The sequence below is a fragment of the Delftia acidovorans SPH-1 genome (genome assembly GCF_000018665.1).
Classification (GTDB): domain Bacteria; phylum Pseudomonadota; class Gammaproteobacteria; order Burkholderiales; family Burkholderiaceae_C; genus Comamonas; species Comamonas acidovorans.
The window spans coordinates 6,713,374-6,730,338 of record NC_010002.1; the positions used below are offsets into that span (position 1 = coordinate 6,713,374).

Here is a 16,965-nt window from a genome sequence, read left to right on the forward strand (position 1 = left end):
AAAGGGATGCACAAGCTCAATGCATGGACAGCAGGCAAAAGCGGCGCCAGACAGGCGCTGCGGCGGCCTTCATCCACGGAAAAACGCCCGCATGCCTTGCGGCGCGCGGGCGGCGATATCAACGGGCGCCGGATTCCAGTGGCGGGTAGCTGGCCGCTGCGGGCGGCGGCTCGGCGGCCACGGGCTCCTCCACAGGCTTGGCGGCCGGGAACTTGGACAGCTGCTCCTCGCTGGCTTCCAGCGGCGGAATCTTGCCCAGCTTCTTCTTGGAGCCCAGGCTGGCGACGAATTCGGCCTCGGTGGGCATCTCGTCGCCTTCTGAGCGGGCAAACAGGTCGCCGTTGAAGAAGACGGTCAGCTTGCGCACCTGCGAATCGACGCCGGGGCGCTTGATGGTGAACACATATTCCCAGCGGTCGGCGTGGAATACGCTGGTGACCAGCGGCGTGCCGAGAATGTCGCGCACCTGCTGGCGGCTCATGCCGGGCTGCAGGGCCTCGACCTGTTCACGGGAGACGAAGTTGCCTTGGACGACCTCGACCTTGTAGGGAGTGACGACATTGGCGACTCGGTGCGCGGCGCCATCGAGGCTGCTGCAGCCTGCCAGCGCCACCCCGATCGACAGCATCAGGGCCGCACTCGTGCGGCAACGGGCTTGAACATGCATTGGTATCAGCATAGGGATATGATCGTGGATCATTGTAGCGGCTGGTCCCTAGGGCTTGCGATCATGCGACGCCCCTGGCACCAGGGCCATTTTTGTTCGCCGCCCCGCGCCTGCCATGGTGGCAGTCCAGCGGGCAGTCTCTGCCAAAGACCCAGACATGAAGAACATCGACGAACTCAAGAGTACCGGCCTGAAGGCCACGCTTCCCCGCCTGAAGATCCTGGAGATCTTCCAGACGGGTGCGCAACGCCACATGACGGCCGAAGACGTGTTCCGCGTGCTGCTGGACGAACGCTCGGACATCGGCCTGGCCACGGTCTACCGCGTGCTCACGCAGTTCGAGCAGGCCGGCATCCTCATCCGCAGCAATTTCGAGAGCGGCAAGGCCGTCTACGAACTCAATGAAGGCCAGCACCACGACCACTTCGTGTGCACCAGCTGCGGCAAGGTCGAGGAGTTCTACGATCCCGATATCGAAAAGCGCCAGAACCTGATCGCCAAGGCCAAGGGCTGGGTGATCCAGGACCATTCGATGGCCCTGTATGGACACTGTGCGGAGTGCGCAAGCCGGGCAACCAAGTAAGGCCGGGTCCCTCAGAAAAAGCGGAGTGCTTCACACTCCGCTTTTTTTTGCCTTTTACTTTTTGCTACCGGCGCTTTACAGGGCGAAGCACATGGGCGGAGGATGCTGGCGTCCAATGGATGCCCCCTACCCACCGAGACACCATGCGCCGCACATCGCCGTTCGCCATCGCTCTCACGTTCTGCGCCATCACCCTGGCCACGGGCTGCGCGCCCCTGCAGGCGCCGCCCTCCTCCGCAACGCCCGCAATCCAGGCCCTGCCCGATGCCCCCCTCACCGCCGCGCAGCGCCAGCAATGGCTGGACCGCGTGACCTGGGGCGCCACCGACAGCGAGGATGCACAGCTGCAGCGCCTGGGCTTGAAGGCCTGGCTGGCCCGGCAGTTGCAGCCCGGCCCCCGGCCGCTGCCGCCGCAGGCACAGCAGCGGATTGACCAGCTGGGCATCAGCCAGCGCCCCATGAACGAGGTGCTGCTGGAACTGGAGACCCAGCGCAAGGCCGTGCAGGAGGCGGCATCGGCCGATGAAAAGGCCACGCTGCAGCAGACCTACCAGCGCACGCTGAACCAGTTGGGCAACGATGCCCAGAAGCGCTTCGTGATCCGCGCGCTGTACTCGCCGGCACAGCTGCAGGAGCAAATGACCTGGTTCTGGATGAACCATTTCAGCGTCAGCCTGCGCAAGGCCGATATCCGCGCCTGGGTGGGCGACTACGAGGAGCAGGCCATACGCCCGCATGCGCTGGGCAGCTTTCGCAGCCTGCTGGAAGCCTCGCTGCGCCACCCGGCCATGCTGCGCTACCTGGACAACGCCAGCAATGCGGCAGGCCGCATCAACGAGAACTACGCGCGCGAACTGCTGGAGCTTCACACCATGGGCGTGGGCAGCGGCTACACCCAGGCCGATGTGCAGGAGATGGCGCGCATCCTGACCGGCGTGGGCATCAGCCTGCAGCCGGCCGGCACGCCGCCGCCGCGCATGCGCCCCGAGCGCCAGGGCGACTACCTGCGCTCGGGCTTTTTCGAGTTCAACCCCAACCGGCACGACTACGGCCCCAAGTCCTTCCTGGGCCAGCCCATGCACGCACGCGGCATGGCCGAGGTCCAGGAGGCGCTGGACCGCATCGTCGCCTCGCCGGCCACGGCGCAGTTCATCGCGCGCAAGCTGGCGGTGTTCTTCATTGCCGACGATCCGCCGCCCGCCCTGGTGCAGCGCACGGCCCAGGCCTTCACGCGCAGCCGGGGCGATATCGCGGCCACCGTGGCGGCGCTGCTGACCGATCCGGAGGCCGCCCGCTTCGGCCGCAAGTTCCGCGATCCGCTGCACTACGTGCTGGCCGCCACGCGGCTGTCGGTGGACCAGCGCGTGGCGGCCGACGTGGCGCCGGTGCTGGGCTGGGTCAACCGGCTGGGGCAGAACCTCTATGCGCACGAGACGCCGGACGGCTATCCGCAGATGCAGTCCGACTGGGCCAGCTCGGGCCAGATGGCGGCGCGCTTCGAGGTGGCGCGCCAGATCGCCACGCGCAGCGCCGTGCTGTTCCGCGCCGACCCCGCAGACGCGCTGGAGAAGCCGCCCTACCCCACGCTGTCGGAATTGGCCAGCGTGCGCCAGCGCCTGCCGCAGTGGAGCCAGGCCACGCAGGCGGCACTGGCCCAGGCCCGCAATCCGGCGGACTGGAATACCTACTTCCTGTCCGCCCCCGAAATGATGTTCCGCTGACCCCCGGGAGACTGTCCATGCAGCGACGCCACTTTCTGTCCCTGGCCTCCACCCTGCCCTTTGCCGCCCACCTGGGCCGGCTGCAGGCCGCCACGCCCCGGCCAGCCACGCCGCGCCTGCTGCTGGTGTTCCTGCGTGGCGCCTATGACAGCAGCAACCTGCTCGTGCCCACGCACAGCGACTTCTACTACGAGGCCCGCCCCAGCATCGCCATTGCCCGGCCCGGCGAGGCCCGGGGCGCCCTGGCGCTGGACGACCGCTGGGGCCTGCACCCGGTGCTGCAGGACAGCATCCACCCGCTGTTCCAGGCAGGCCAGGCCTGCTTTGTGCCCTTTGCGGGCACGCACGACCTGTCGCGCAGCCATTTCGAGACGCAGGACTCCATCGAGCTGGGCCAGGGCCTGGACGGGCGCCGCAGCTACCAGTCGGGCTTTCTGAACCGGCTGGCCCAGGTGCTGGGACAGGATGGCCGCACGGCGGTATCGCCCATGGCCTTCACGCCCCAGCTTCCGCTGCTGCTGCGCGGCAGCCTGCCGGCCGCCAACATGGCGCTGGCATCCGTGGGCAAGGGCGGCCTGGACGATCGCCGCAGCCAGGCCATTGCCGCCATGTACGCGGGCACTGCCCTGGGCCCGGCCGTGCAGGAGGGCTTTGCGGTGCGTGATGCCGTGCAGCGCAGCGTGCAGGAGGAAATGGACCAGGCCGGGCGCAATGCCATCAGCGCACGCGGCTTTGCCCTGGTGGCGCAGCGCATGGCGGCCCTGATGCGCGAGCGCTTCGACCTGGGCTTCGTCGATGTGGGCGGCTGGGATACGCACGTGGCCCAGGGCGGCGCCACGGGCGCGCTGGCCGGGCGGCTGGACGAGCTGGGCCGGGGCCTGGCCGGCTTTGCCCAGGAGATCGGCCCCGAGGCCTGGCGGCATACGGTGGTGGTGGTGATCAGCGAGTTCGGCCGCACCTTCCGCGAGAACGGCAACAAGGGCACGGACCACGGCCACGGCACGACCTACTGGCTGCTGGGCGGCGGGCTGTCCTCGCGCGCTGGCGGGCGCATCGTGGGCGAGCAGGTCGAGGTCAACCAGAAAAACCTGTTCCAGAACCGCGACCATCCCGTGCTCAACGAGTACCGCGCCGTGCTGGGCGGCCTGTTCCAGCGCATGTATGGATTGAGCCCGGCCCAGCTGCAGCGCGTGTTCGAGGGCGTCACGCCCCGCGATCTTCAGTTCATCTGACCCTCTGACTACGCTGCAGGGCCTGCAGGGAACGGCAGTGGCGCCGGCACGGCCACGCCGGCCAGCTTGTCGGGGTTGCGCAGCGTGTAGATGCAGCGGATCAGGCCGTCCTCGACCAGCAGCGTCTGCACGGACTCCAGTTCGCCGTCGATGCAGCGCAGCAGGCCCGGCAGGCCGTTGACGCGCGCCAGATGCAGGCTCTGTTGCTGGCCGTTGCGCCGCATGCGGCGCGTGGTGGCGAAGTACAGCAGGGCCAGGCGCCGGCCCGTCTCCAGCACGCGGCCGAACGAGGGCACCTTGCCGCCGCCGTCGCTGATGAGTTCGGCATCGGGCGCGAACAGCGCCTGGATCTGCGCGAAGTTCCCGCCCTGCACGGCCTGCGCGAAGCGCTGCAGCAGCGCGGCATGGGCCTCGGGCGGCGCGGCAAAGCGCGGGCGGCCGGCCTGTACATGGCTGCGGGCGCGGTGCACGAGCTGGCGGCAGGCGGCCTCGCTGCGGCCCAGGGCCTGGGCCACCTCGGCATAGTCGGCATCGAAGATCTCGCGCAGCAGGAAGGCCGCACGTTCGTCGGGGGTGAGCTGCTCCAGCACGAACATCAGGGCCGTGGACACGTCGTGGGCACGCTCCAGCAGGTCTTCGGCCGAGGGCGCGGCCTCCTCGGCCCAGGGCTGGACCAGGGGCTCGGGCAGCCAGAATCCCTGGTAGTGCTCGCGCTCGGCGCGCAGGCGGCGCAGCCGGTCTATGGCCAGGCGCGTGGTCACGGAGACCAGCCAGGCCTCGGGCTGCTCTATGCCGGCGCGCTCGGCGCCATGCCAGCGCAGCCAGGCTTCCTGGACCAGGTCTTCGGCATCGGCGCGCTGGCCCAGCATGCGGTAGGCCAGGCCGAACAGGCGCGGGCGGTGGCGCTCGAACAGCGCCAGAGGATCGTCGGTGGCGGAGGAGGTCTGCATGCCATCAAGACGCGGGAGCGTGGCGTTTTGTGACAGACAGGGCCGGCATGGTGCTCGGTGCCTTGGTGACTCAGTGGGGCTGCGGAGCCTGCATCACGCTGGGATCGGTATGGATCAGCTCCAACGGGTAGCGGCGGCCGGCCAGGTAGTCCTCGATGCTTTGCATCACCAGCGGGCTGCGGTGCTGGGCTGCGCAGGCCTTGAGTTCGTCCAGCGTCATCCAGACCGTGCGCAGAATGCCGTCATCCAGCGGCTGGCCGGGCCGGAAGTCACCCAGCTCGCCCGTGAATGCAAAGCGCAGATAGGTGATGTCCGAACCCGTGCGCGTGCGCACGAAGCGGTTCAGGTAAATGCCGACCAGGGCCGTGGGCACGAAGTCGTGCGCGGTTTCCTCATCGACCTCGCGCACGCAGGCGGCGATGGGCGACTCGGCCGGGTCGAGATGGCCTGCGGGCGTGTTGTAGCGCACGCCATCGGCCGTGTCTTCTTCCACCAGCAGAAAACGGCCATCGCGCTCAATGATGGCCGCCACAGTGACATTGGGTTTCCAGCGATCGGGCATGGCGCGCATTATGACCAGAGGCGGCCGCCACGTCCCGGCCAAAACCCCATCAACACGCCCTCAACACGCCCTGCCGGCCACCCGCGCGACACCGCGCCTATAGCGGCCGGACCATGTACAGCGCACCATCGCCATAGCTGTCCAGGCGCTGCTGCTGCAGCGGGTTCACCAGCGCCTGCACGGCATAGCCATGGCGCTCCCAGTAGCCGCGCGAGCCCTGCACCGAGACCAGGGCCGTGTGGCGCAGGCCCTCGGCACGCGCCCTGTCCCACAGCGGCGCCAGCAGCGCGCGCGCCAGGCCCTGGCCTGCAGCGTCGGGGTGCACGGCCATGTCGTGCAGGTAGAGGGTGTCGGCCTGCTCCACGGCTTCGAAGTCACCGTGCAGCGGGGTGATCTTGGCCATCCGGCTGCGGTAGGCCGCGAGGTAGGCGCGCACCCGGCCGCCCTGCTCCAGCGCCAGCGAGCAGTTCGCCGCGCTGGCCAGGCGCCGCGCAAAGACCTCGCCGCTCTCGGCATAGTCCGCGCCATAGCAGGCCAGCTGGATGTGCAGCAGATCGGACAGGTCGGCAGCGGTCAGTGCGCGGACATGGAAGCGGCCAGCGAGGGGCGGTGGAGAAGACATGGACAGGTCATTTGAGCGCCGATGGCAGGCCCGCCAGGGTAAGCGATGGCCCATGCCCCAGCATGCCCTGCCGGAATCGGTGCTGCCGGTGCAGTCAATCCTTCCAGCGCTCGCGTATGTCTTCCAGCTGCGGGCGCAGGCCGATGAACAGCGGCACAAGGCGCGGGTCGAAGTGGGCGCCGGCCTGCTGCTCTATGTGCTCCATGGCGTCGTCCACGGTCCAGGCGTGCTTGTAGGGGCGCTCCGTGGTGAGCGCGTCGAACACGTCGGCCACGGCCACGATGCGCGAGGCCAGCGGAATGTCCTCGCCCGCCAGGCCCTGCGGGTAGCCCGTGCCGTCCCATTTCTCGTGATGGGTCAGCGCAATGCTGTAGGCCATCTGCAGCACCTGGGAGTCGTGCTCGCCGATGATCTCGGCGCCGATCTGCGGATGGCGGCGCATGACCGTCCATTCCTCGGCCGTCAGCGGGCCGTTCTTGAGCAGGATGGCGTCGGGGATGCCGATCTTGCCCACGTCGTGCATGGGCGCGGCGTTGAGCAGGTCGTCGGCCCACTCGTCGGTGCAGCCGGCCGCCAGCGCCAACGTCTTTGCGTAGTGGCTCATGCGGATCACGTGCATGCCGGTTTCGTTGTCGCGGTACTCGGCCGCGCGGCCCAGGCGCTGCACGATCTGCAGGCGGGTGCTGCGCAACTCGTCGAGCTTGACCAGCGACAGGTGGTTGCGCACCCGCGCGCGCACCACGGGCGCACGCACGGGCTTGACGATGTAGTCCACCGCGCCGGAGGCAAAGCCCAGCGCCTCGTCCTGCCCGTCCGACAGGGCCGTGATGAAGATCACCGGGATGCGGGCGGTGTCGGCCTGTGCCTTGAGCTGGCGGCACACGGCGTAGCCATCGAGCTCGGGCATCATGATGTCCAGCAGGATCAGGTCCGGCTGGTGCTGTGCCAGCTGCAGTGCCTTGCGCCCGTCCGTGGCGAACGAGAGCCGGTAGTCCTCGCCCAGGATCTGGCGCAGCACATGCAGGTTGGTCGGGTCGTCATCGACCAGCAGCAGGCGCGGGCGCTTGTCCGTTGCCAGTAGATTGGGCGCATTCATGCTCTGTCTCCATCGATCGAGGGCAGTTGCTGCTGCAGCTGCTGGGCGCATTCCTGCGCACGCTCGAAGTCGAAATTATCCAGTGCCTGCTGCAGTGGTTGCAGCTGTTCGGCCGTCAGCATGCGCACCAGGGCCTGCATGGCCTGCCCGTCCAGCTCCCCGCTTTGCAATGCGGCAATGATGCGCTCCAGCCAGGGCCGGGCATCGGCCGGCAGGCAGGACGCGCCGCCCTGCGGCCCGGCATCGGCCACGGGCGGCGCCGGTGCCGTGCCGCCGGGCAGCGCCTGGCCCGCGACCTCGGCCACCGGCATGGCGGCCGGATGGCGCTGGCGCAGCTCCTGCGTCACCGCATCCAGCGCCTGCTGCAACTGGTCGATGAGGGCAAGCAGCTGGGGCTGCGGGGCGCCATCCTGCGCATGGCCTTCCAGGCGCGATGCCAGGCGGTATACGGCCTGCAGCCCCAGGTTGCCTGCCGCGCCGCGCACGCGGTGCGCCAGGCCCACCAGGGCTTCGGTCCCCGGACGCTGCAGGGCGCGGCGCAGGCGATCGGCCAAGTCGAGCTGCTCGTTCAGAAAGCGCCGTATGGCGGCCACCAGCGGATCGACCCGGCCCCACAGCGCAATGCCCGAGGCCTAGTCCACCGTGACATCGGGCAGCCCCGCCTGGGCACTGGCGGGCGCGGGCGGCCTGGCCTCCTTGAGCGCCACCTGCAGCGACAGCAGCCGCGCGATCTCGGCCTGCAGCCGCGCCATGTCCAGCGGCTTGGAGGCAAAGCCGTCCATGCCGGCGGCGCTGGCGTCGCTGCGGTCCTTCTCCAGCACGCTGGCCGACAGCGCGACGATGGGCACGGGCCGGCGCTGCAGTTGCCGCTCCCAGACGCGGATGGCACGCGCCGCCGCCAGGCCGTCCATGCCCGGCATCTGCAGGTCCATCAGCACCACGTCGAAGGGCGGCTCCTGCGCCTGCACGCGGCGCAGCGCCTCGGCGCCGTCATGCGCCAGCGCCATCTGGTGGTTCTGGCTGGAGAAGTTGATCTGCAGCAGCTCCAGGTTCTCGGGCACATCGTCCACGGCCAGGATGTGCAGCGGCGGCAGGCCGCGGCTGACCGCGCCACGCTCGGGCAGCTGGTTCTCGCCCACGGGCAGGGGCAGGCGCACCTCGAACACCGTGCCCACGCCCACGGTGCTGTGCAGCTGGATGCTGCCGCCCATGAGCTCGGCCAGCTGGCGCGAGATGGTCGTGCCCAGGCCCGTGCCGCCAAAGCGCCGCGTGGTCGAGGCGTCGGCCTGGGCGAAGGGGTCGAAGATGCGGTGGATCTTCTCGGGCGCGATGCCGATGCCCGTGTCATGCACATCGAGCTGCAGCACGCCCTGCTCGTAGCGCACGCGCAGCAGCACATGGCCACGCTCGGTGAACTTCACGGCATTGCCCAGCAGGTTCACCAGGATCTGCTGCACGCGCATGCCGTCGCCGCGCAGCGCGGCCGGTGTGTGCGGGTCGTAGTCCAGGCGCAGGTCCAGGCCCTTGCGGTCGGCCGTGATGCGCAGCGACGCCAGGATCTGCTGGCACAGTTCGCGCACCGAGAAATCCTCGATCTCCAGCTCCACCGCGCCCTTGTCGAGCTTGGCCGTGTCCAGGATGTCATTGAGCAGGCGCAGCATGGAGCGCGCCGCGTAGTGCACCGTGTCCAGGTAGCGCGCCTGCGTGGGCTGCAGGGCGGTTTCGCGCAGCGCCTCGGTGAAGCCGATGATGGCGTTCATGGGCGTGCGGATTTCGTGGCTCATGTTGGCCAGGAAGGTGCTGCGCGCGGCGGCGGCCGCCTCGGCATGCTCCTTGGCCAGCACCAGCTCCTGGGCCAGCTTGCGCTGGGCACTGATGTCGGTGAGCAGCTTGACGATCTTGTAGGGCCGGCCGTCGGCGTCGCGTATGGGGTTGTAGGTGGCCTGCACCCAGATGCGCCGCCCCTCGCGCCCGCAGCGCAGGAATTCGCCGGCCTGGAACTCGCCCTCGGCCAGGCGGCGCCAGAACTGCTCATGCTCGGGCGTGTGGGCATAGCCGGGCTCGCAGAACATGCCGTGGTGGCGGCCCGCGACCTCGTCGAGCCGGTAGCCGAACAGGTCCAGGAAATTGCGGTTGGCGCGCAGCACTTGGCCCAGCAGGTCGTACTCGATGGTGGCCAGCGACAGGTCGATGGCGCGCACCGTGCCCTCGAACTCGGCATTGCGCGCGCGCGCCGCCGTCTGGTCCATGATCACGCCGTCGATCCAGGTCAGCTCGTCGTGCTCGTTGAAGACGCCGCGCCCGGTCTCGGACACCCAGCGGGTGCTGCCGTCGCGGTGCAGCAGGCGGTAGTCGGCGTTGTAGGTCTGGCGCCGTGACAGCGAATGCGAGACCGCAGCCTCCAGCCGGTCGCGGTCCTCGGCATGGATGAGCCGGTCCCAGCCCGTGAGTCCATCCGTGAAGTCCTGCTCCGTCCAGCCGGTCAGCTCCTTGATGGAGCGGCTGAGCAGCAGCGGCGTCCACTTGCCGTCGTACAGGCAGCGGAAGGTGGTGCCCGGCACGTTGTTGATCAGGGTGCGGTACTGCTCCTCGCTGCGGCGCAGCGACTGCAGCATCTGGCGGCGCTCGCGGATGTCGGTCACAAAGCCCACGAACAGCGGATCGCCCGCAATCGCCACCCGGCCCACGGCCAGGCGCACGGCGATCTGCGTGCCGTCCTTGTGCAGGGCATGGACATCTCGGCTGGAGCCGAGCAGGCCTGCAAAGCCCGCGGCCAGCTGCTTTTCCAGCGAGCCGCCCTCACCATCGCAGCCCGACGCGGGCATGAGCAGGCTGGCGCTGCGGCCCAGCACCTCCTGCGCCGTCCAGCCCAGCAGCCGCTCGGCCGCGCCGTTGAACGAGACGATGCTGCCGCGCCCGTCGATCATCACGATGCCGTCCACCGCCGTATCCACCACGGCGCGCAGGCGCGACTCGCTGCGCTGGACCTGCCGGTAGATCTGGCGGTAGCGCAGCGTCATGTTGACCGCGAGCACCAGGCCGAAGACCAGCACCACCACGCCCACGATGGAGAACACCAGCAGCGCATGCGTGGGCGCCTCCTGCTGCGCCAGCGCATCGATACCGGGCTTGAGGCGCAGTGCGTACAGGCCCGCATAGTGCATGCAGGAAATGGCCAGGCCCATGACTATGCCGGCGACCAGGGTGGGCCACAGGCGGCCCGTGTTGCCCAGCCGAAAGCGCACCCACAGCGACAGCATGGCCATGGTGGCGGCCACGATCACCGACAGCAGCACGCCCCAGGGGTCGTAGAGCATCAGGCTCCAGGTCTGGGCCGCCGCCATGCCGATGTAGTGCATGGAGCCAATGCCCAGCCCCATGAGCACGCCGCCGCCGACCAGCGCCTGGGCGGACAGCCGGGGCCGCACCATCAGCGTCAGCGCCAGCCAGGACGCCAGCATGCTGGGCAGCATGGACAGCGCGGTGATCCAGGGGTCGTAGTCGCCGAAGGTGCAGGGCACGAAGGCAAGCATGCCGATGAAGTGCATGGCCCAGATGCCGGCGCCCAGGCAGAAGGCGCCGGTCAGCACGCCGGTGCGGCGTATCCGGGGCGAGGCGGCATTGCGCGCCAGCCCCGCGATCTGCATGGCCATCATCGACGTGGCCACGGCCACCACCACCGACAGCGCCACCAGGCCCGGATGCAGCCACTGGAACCACTGCGGATGGGGTGCCCATCCGAGCACAAAGATCTCGTCCCAATTCATGGCGCCCCCCCTGAATGGCACAGGGCCACGGCACCTGCCTGCCCGCCATCGATAGTCTTCATGTCTTTGATAATCATTTTCGATTGGCCGCAGCTATTGATCACACCTAGCATGGAGTCTCATCACGAGAAAAGCCCCGAGGAAAGCCCCATGACCCGCATCCGCCAGACCCTGCACCATCACCGCCACACGCTGATGAAAACCGCCAGCTACTACGTCATCCACGTCACGGTGGCGGCGGCCGTGGCCTATGCCGTGACCCGCAACCTCTGGGCCGCGCTGACGCTCAGCCTGCTGGAGCCCACCGTCCAGGCCGTGGCCTTCTTCTTCCATGAAAAGCTCTGGGAACGGGGCCTGCGCCGCCGTGCCGATGCCGCCGTCATGGCGCCGCCCACGGCTGCAGCCTGAGCCTGCCGGGAGCGCGGAGATGAACATGCCCATGCCGGCACCCATGCAGCCCCTTGGCGCAGACTCATTCGGGAAATGGCTGGCCGAGACCCTGGCCAGGATGGTCGATGGCGGCACGGGCTGAAACCCGGCCCTGCCGTGGCGGCAAGAGAGGTGGACATGGCGGCGCATGGTGGCAAGAACCCGGGAAATGCGAAATCGTTGGTATCAAGGCGCTGCTCGTACGGCCCAGGGCCGACACGGAATCCATGCATGAATGTCGGCGCAATCGGGGCGGACTGAAGCCCTGGCACCGGCCACAATGCCAAACATTGTCAAGCGCATACACTGCAAAAACCTGAGCACAAGCTGTGCAAAAACCTGTGCACATCCTGATATCAAACCTGTGAATTTCCTCTTTACAAGGCTGTGATGAACCCATTCATCCATGGTGCACGGCCAGCAGGGCGTCAATGAACACCCGGGCCGCACGCCCAGGGGCCACGGCATTGCGCCAGACGGCGAAGAAATCGCACAGATAGAAAAAGCGGTGCGGTGCCACGGCCTGCAGCAGGCCCTGGTCCTGCATGGCCTGTGCATAGTGATCGGGCAGAAAGCCCAGGTAGCGGCCCGATCGCACCAGCATGGCAATGGCCTCCTGGTCAAAACCGGTGGCCTGGCGCTGCAGGCCGGCCTGGTGGCTGAGCGCCATGTTGGGCGACTGGTAGCCCAGGCCTGCGAAGGCATGCGCGCCCAGGCTGTCCCAGTCCAGCGCATCATGGTCGGCGCCATGCAGCGGATGGCCGGGAGCGCAATACAGCTGCATGCGCTCGCCAAACAGCCGGGCGCTGTCCAGCGCGCCCGAACTGGGTGCCGATGGCAGCACGCCCACCTGCCAGCGCCCCTCCATCAGCCCGCGCTCGATGGCCTGGATGGAGGCCACATGCAGGCGCAGATGCAGCTGCGGCGCCTGGTCGTGCAAAACGCCGATCGCCTCGGGAATGCGCGACTGCGGATTGCCCACGGTCTTGTCGAACAGCGCCACGTCCAGCGTGCCGGCCAGCCGGCCATGGATGTCGTCCACCTGGCCCAGGAAGCCTTCCACGCCACCGAGCAGTTGCAAGGTGGCCTCGTAGATGCGATGGCCTTCGGGCGTGAGCGCAAAGCCCGCGCGCCCGCGCCGGCACAGCGTCAGGCCCAGGCGCTCCTCCAGGTCCTTCATATGGCGGCTCAGCGTGGAGCTGCCGATGTTCAGCTCCAGCTCGGCAGCCGACATGCCGCCGCACTCGACCACGGCCTTGAACACGCGCAGCAGGCGCAGGTCCATGTCGCCCAACTGGCCCAGCGCGGCGCGCGCACGCCCGTCCCGCGCCGGGCGGCCTGGGGTGCTGTCCATCGAAAAATCCGCCATCGCCCTTCGCCTCCCGGTGCCCGCCTGAACCGGCCACCACTACAGGGGAGCCACTATAGGCGAGCACCAGGGCGGAGACGGCCATGGATTCCCACAATGCGCGCTCTCCGGGCCCGGATCGGCAAGCCCCTGCTCACTTGCAGGAATCCGCAAGTGAACCTCGATATCACGCACTTCGAGAAATCAAAAGGCACGATCACAATGGGCCGGTTCCTTTATTTCTTTCCCGGCCCGAGGAGATCACCATGACCCTGGTTCCCACCGAACAAGGCACTGCAGCCGCCACGCGCACCGATGCCGCCTGGCTTGACGCCCACTGGATGCCCTTCACCGGCAACCGCGAGTTCAAGGCGCGCCCGCGCATGATCACCAGCGCCCAGGGCGCCTACTACACCGATGCCGACGGCCGCAAGATCTTCGACGGCCTGTCGGGCCTGTGGTGCTCGGGCCTGGGCCATGGCCGCCGCGAGATCGCCGAAGCCATCGGCCGCGCGGCCCAGCAGCTGGACTATGCGCCGGCCTTCCAGTTCGGCCACCCGGCCTCGTTCGCGCTGGCCAACAAGATCAAGGAGCTGACGCCTGCGGGCCTGGACCATGTGTTCTTCACGGGCTCGGGCTCGGAGGCGGCCGACACGGCGCTGAAGATGGCGCGCGCCTACTGGCGCGCCAAGGGCCAGGGCGGCAAGACCCGGCTGATCGGGCGCGAGAAGGGCTACCACGGCGTGAACTTCGGCGGCATCTCGGTCGGCGGCATGGTGGGCAACCGCAAGACCTTCGGCCAGGGCGTGGAGGCCGACCACCTGCCGCACACGCAGCCGGCGCTGGGGTCCTTCCACAAAGGCATGCCCGCCACCGATGGCCGCGCGCTGGCCGACCGGCTGCTGGACCTGATCGCACTGCATGACGCCAGCAACATTGCGGCCGTCATCGTCGAGCCCTTCTCGGGCTCGGCCGGCGTGGTGATTCCGCCGGCCGGCTACCTGCAGCGCCTGCGCGAGATCTGCACGCAGAACAACATCCTGCTGATCTTCGACGAGGTCATCACGGGCTTCGGCCGCTGCGGCGCCATGACGGGGGCCGAGGCCTTCGGCGTCACGCCCGACATCATGAACATCGCCAAGCAGGTGACCAATGGCGCCCAGCCCCTGGGCGCCGTGGTGGCCAGCAGGGAGATCTACGACACCTTCATGGCGGCGGGCGGCCCCGAGTACATGCTGGAGTTCCCGCACGGCTATACCTACTCGGCCCACCCCATCGCCTGCGCAGCAGGCGTGGCCGCGCTGGACCTGCTGCAGCGCGAGGACGGCCCGGGCCGCGTGCGCGCGCTGGCCCCGTTCTTCGAGCAGGCCGTGCACAGCCTCAAGGGAGCAAAGCATGTGGCCGACATCCGCAACTTCGGCCTGGCTGCGGGCTTCACCATCGAGTCGCTGCCCGGCGAGCCGGCCCGCCGTCCCTACGAGATCGCCATGAAGTGCTGGGACAAGGGCTTTTACGTGCGCTACGGCGGCGACACCATCCAGATCGCGCCGCCCTTCATCAGCGAGAAGGCCGAGATCGAGCGGCTGGTCAGCGCCCTGGGCGATGCCCTGACGGAAACGAACTGAGCATCTCCGGCACATGAGAAAAGCCCCTGGGCCGTGAGGCCGCAGGGGCTTTTTACATGGCAACGGCAGGGCTGCGGAATCAGTCCAGCGTGATGCCCGCGTTCTTGATCACATCGCGCCACTTGTCCACTTCCACGCGCAGGAACTGGGCCGAGGCATCGGGCTTGAGGCCCGAGGGCAGCACGCCCATGGCGTCCAGCTTTTCCTTGACCTCGGGCGCGGGCAGGGCCTTGGCGATCTCGGCGTAGAGCCTGTCCACGATGGGCTTGGGCGTGCCTGCGGGCACGGCCGCGAGGAACCAGGCATCGGCCGTGAAGTCCTTGAGGCCGGCCTCGGACATGGTGGGCACGTCGGGCATGGACTGCAGGCGTTCGTTGTGGGCCACGGCCAGGGCGCGCACCTTGCCGGCCTTGAGCTGCGCGGCAATCGTCACGGCCGTGAGAAAGCCGAAGTCGGTCTCGCCGGCTGCCAGCGAGACCACGGAAGGCGCGCTGCCCTTGTAGGGCACGTGGCCGATCTTGACCTTGGCCTGCATGGCATACAGCTCGGCGCCCAGGTGGTTGGGGCCGCCCGTGCCCGACGAGGGGTAGTTGAGCTTGCCGGGCTGGGCCTGGGCCGCCGCCGTCAGCTCCTTGAGCGAGTGGAACGGGCTTTGCGCGCCCACGGTGAGCACCAGCGGGCTGCGTGCCACCAGGCTGATGGGCGCGAAGTCGCGCAGCGGGTCATAGGGCAGCTTGGTGTACAGGCCCTTGGCCATGGCCATGCAGCCCACATCGCCCAGCACCACGGTGTAGCCGTCGGCCGGCGCCTTGGCCACCAGGTCGCAGCCGATGGTGCCGTTGGCGCCGGGCTTGTTGTCCACCACCACCGTGGTGTGCATGCTCTCGCCCATCTTTTGCGCCAGCAGGCGGCCCAGGATGTCGGTGGAGCCGCCAGGCGCAAAGGGCACGACCAGGCGAATGGTCTTGGACGGATAGCTGCCTGCGCCCTGGGCATGGGCGAAGGGCGCCGCCAGCGTGGCCGCCAGCGCCAGGCCGCCGGCCAGGGCGCGCCACAGGGCAGGGGTACGGGAAGATGCGAAAGGGGTTTGTCTCATGCTGTTGTCTCGTGAGGGGTGGAATGCGTGAAGGCCGAGCGCGCGGCAGCATACCAGCAGCGGGCGGCGCGAAACGCGTGGCCTGGGCCGGCAATGACCGGCGCGGGACAGTTCAGGAGGCCGCGCGCTTGCGTGCTGCGGCGGGACGCGCCGACGGTGACTTGGCGGGCGCCTTCGGAGCCGCCTTTGCGGTGGTCTTCGCGACGGCTTTTGCGGCGGTCTTTGCGGCCGGCCTTGCCGTTGTTGTTGGCGCTGCTTTTGCTGCCGGTTTCGGTGCCTTTTTTGGTGCAGTCCTCGGCACTGCCATCGCCGGCTTTTCCACCGGCTGCACGGCGCGTTGCGGACGCGGGCTGCGCAGGCTGTCGGCATCCAGGATGAGCCGCCCCTGGATGCGGCCCTTCATGCGCTTGACGCTGCTGGCCGCATCCCGCATGTGCTGCTGCATCAGCGCATGCACCTTCACGGCATCGCGTTCGCGTGCGGCCTGCACGATGTCGCGGTGGATCCGGGCATTGGCCTCGCCAAAGCGTCGGTGCTCGGACTGGGGCGTGCGGTTGGCGAAGACGATGAGCTGGCGAATCATCTCGTTGATGAGCTCGCAGGTGAAGCGCAGGAAGGGGTTGGGATTGGCCGCTGCAAGGATGTCGTGGAAGTTCACGTCCTCGCGCCGCTGGCTCACCAGGTCCTCGCTGCTTTGCGTGGGGTCGCAGCAGGCGATGCTGTGCTCCAGCGCGTCGAAATCCGCCTCGGTCAGATGGGGTACGGCGCCTGCCGCCAGCTCGGGCTCCAGCATCTGACGCACCGTGTAGATGTCGTCGATGGTCACCTCCTGGAAGAACAGGTAGTTCTGCATGAACTGCAGCGTGCGGTCCAGCGGCACCTCGACGACCGTGCCACCGCCCGAAGGGCCGGTGGAGATGGTGATCAGCCCCTGCACTTCCAGCGATTTGAGGGCCTCGCGGATCGTGCCCTTGCTGACCTGGAACTGTGCCTGCAGCTCGCTTTCGCGCGGCAGGCGGTCGCCGGGGCTGAGGTTCTTTTCGGTGATCAGGCGCTTGATCTCCTGGGCCACGAGATCCGGGCGCTTGAGCTGCCGGATTGCCAGGGTGGGCGACTTGGGTGTATCCATTGTTGTGTTCTCCGGAAGGGCACCGGATCGTGTCCGCGCCCAGTCTGCATGCGGGTTTGGTGCAGTATGCACCGCCATGGCGCGTGGCCGTGCCCGCCTAGGGTTAGCACGCGCCCTATTTCTTCTATTTATCACTAT

The 16,965-nt window shown here is 68.4% G+C and carries 15 protein-coding genes; 5 read left to right on the top strand and 10 right to left on the bottom strand.

The window, feature by feature from the left end; all coding sequences use genetic code 11:
• Positions 1–118: 118 nt before the first annotated feature.
• Entirely contained in the window at positions 119–667 is a 549-nt protein-coding gene (locus DACI_RS30400) for an outer membrane protein assembly factor BamE (RefSeq protein WP_043783039.1), read from the bottom strand.
• A 157-nt stretch (positions 668–824) separates the two neighbouring features.
• Between DACI_RS30400 and fur the strand changes: the two genes are divergently transcribed.
• From fur to DACI_RS30415, 3 genes are all read left to right on the top strand, one after another.
• A complete protein-coding gene (fur, locus tag DACI_RS30405; RefSeq protein WP_043783043.1) occupies positions 825–1,250 on the top strand; it encodes a ferric iron uptake transcriptional regulator in 426 nt (141 codons plus the stop codon).
• Positions 1,251–1,393: 143 nt separating this feature from the next.
• Positions 1,394–2,971: a DUF1800 domain-containing protein gene (locus tag DACI_RS30410; RefSeq protein WP_043783046.1), complete on the top strand. Its 1,578-nt coding sequence runs from the start codon at positions 1,394–1,396 to the stop codon at positions 2,969–2,971.
• Positions 2,972–2,988: 17 nt separating this feature from the next.
• Positions 2,989–4,203, top strand: coding sequence for a DUF1501 domain-containing protein (locus DACI_RS30415; protein WP_012207808.1), 1,215 nt, complete (start codon positions 2,989–2,991; stop codon positions 4,201–4,203).
• Positions 4,204–4,211: 8 nt separating this feature from the next.
• Here the strand turns inward: DACI_RS30415 and sigJ are convergent, their stop codons facing one another.
• The 6 genes from sigJ to DACI_RS30440 form a co-directional block, all read right to left on the bottom strand.
• Entirely contained in the window at positions 4,212–5,153 is a 942-nt protein-coding gene (gene sigJ / locus DACI_RS30420) for an RNA polymerase sigma factor SigJ (protein WP_012207809.1), read from the bottom strand.
• A 70-nt stretch (positions 5,154–5,223) separates the two neighbouring features.
• Positions 5,224–5,724 carry an NUDIX hydrolase gene (locus DACI_RS30425; RefSeq protein ID WP_012207810.1) on the bottom strand — a complete coding sequence of 167 codons (501 nt, stop codon included), beginning with the start codon at positions 5,722–5,724 and terminating at the stop codon, positions 5,224–5,226.
• A gap of 88 nt (positions 5,725–5,812) precedes the next feature.
• On the bottom strand, positions 5,813–6,337 hold the full coding sequence (locus DACI_RS30430; RefSeq protein ID WP_043783050.1) for a GNAT family N-acetyltransferase: 525 nt from the start codon (positions 6,335–6,337) through the stop codon (positions 5,813–5,815).
• 94 nt (positions 6,338–6,431) lie between these two features.
• Positions 6,432–7,433, bottom strand: a complete 1,002-nt coding sequence (locus DACI_RS30435; RefSeq protein WP_012207812.1) for an HD-GYP domain-containing protein — start codon at positions 7,431–7,433, stop codon at positions 6,432–6,434.
• On the bottom strand, positions 7,430–8,026 hold the full coding sequence (locus DACI_RS32675; RefSeq protein ID WP_012207813.1) for an Hpt domain-containing protein: 597 nt from the start codon (positions 8,024–8,026) through the stop codon (positions 7,430–7,432). The genes DACI_RS30435 and DACI_RS32675 overlap by 4 nt, the downstream gene beginning before the upstream one ends.
• Before the next feature lie 39 nt (positions 8,027–8,065).
• Complete coding sequence (locus DACI_RS30440; protein ID WP_012207814.1) at positions 8,066–11,200, bottom strand: PAS domain S-box protein; 3,135 nt, start codon at positions 11,198–11,200, stop codon at positions 8,066–8,068.
• A gap of 150 nt (positions 11,201–11,350) precedes the next feature.
• On the opposite strand from DACI_RS30440, the gene DACI_RS30445 reads away from it, so the two are divergent.
• Entirely contained in the window at positions 11,351–11,608 is a 258-nt protein-coding gene (locus tag DACI_RS30445) for a DUF2061 domain-containing protein (RefSeq protein WP_043783055.1), read from the top strand.
• A 421-nt stretch (positions 11,609–12,029) separates the two neighbouring features.
• Here the strand turns inward: DACI_RS30445 and DACI_RS30450 are convergent, their stop codons facing one another.
• The gene (locus DACI_RS30450) at positions 12,030–12,998 is read right to left on the bottom strand and encodes a LysR family transcriptional regulator (protein ID WP_012207816.1); all 969 of its coding nucleotides are present in this window, start codon (positions 12,996–12,998) and stop codon (positions 12,030–12,032) included.
• Positions 12,999–13,243: 245 nt separating this feature from the next.
• On the opposite strand from DACI_RS30450, the gene DACI_RS30455 reads away from it, so the two are divergent.
• Entirely contained in the window at positions 13,244–14,602 is a 1,359-nt protein-coding gene (locus DACI_RS30455) for an aspartate aminotransferase family protein (protein WP_043783060.1), read from the top strand.
• A 79-nt stretch (positions 14,603–14,681) separates the two neighbouring features.
• Here DACI_RS30455 and DACI_RS30460 read toward each other — a convergent pair whose 3' ends face one another.
• On the bottom strand, positions 14,682–15,698 hold the full coding sequence (locus DACI_RS30460; protein ID WP_012207818.1) for a Bug family tripartite tricarboxylate transporter substrate binding protein: 1,017 nt from the start codon (positions 15,696–15,698) through the stop codon (positions 14,682–14,684).
• Between the two features lie 112 nt (positions 15,699–15,810).
• Positions 15,811–16,827, bottom strand: coding sequence for a FadR/GntR family transcriptional regulator (locus tag DACI_RS30465; RefSeq protein ID WP_012207819.1), 1,017 nt, complete (start codon positions 16,825–16,827; stop codon positions 15,811–15,813).
• Positions 16,828–16,965 lie beyond the last annotated feature (138 nt).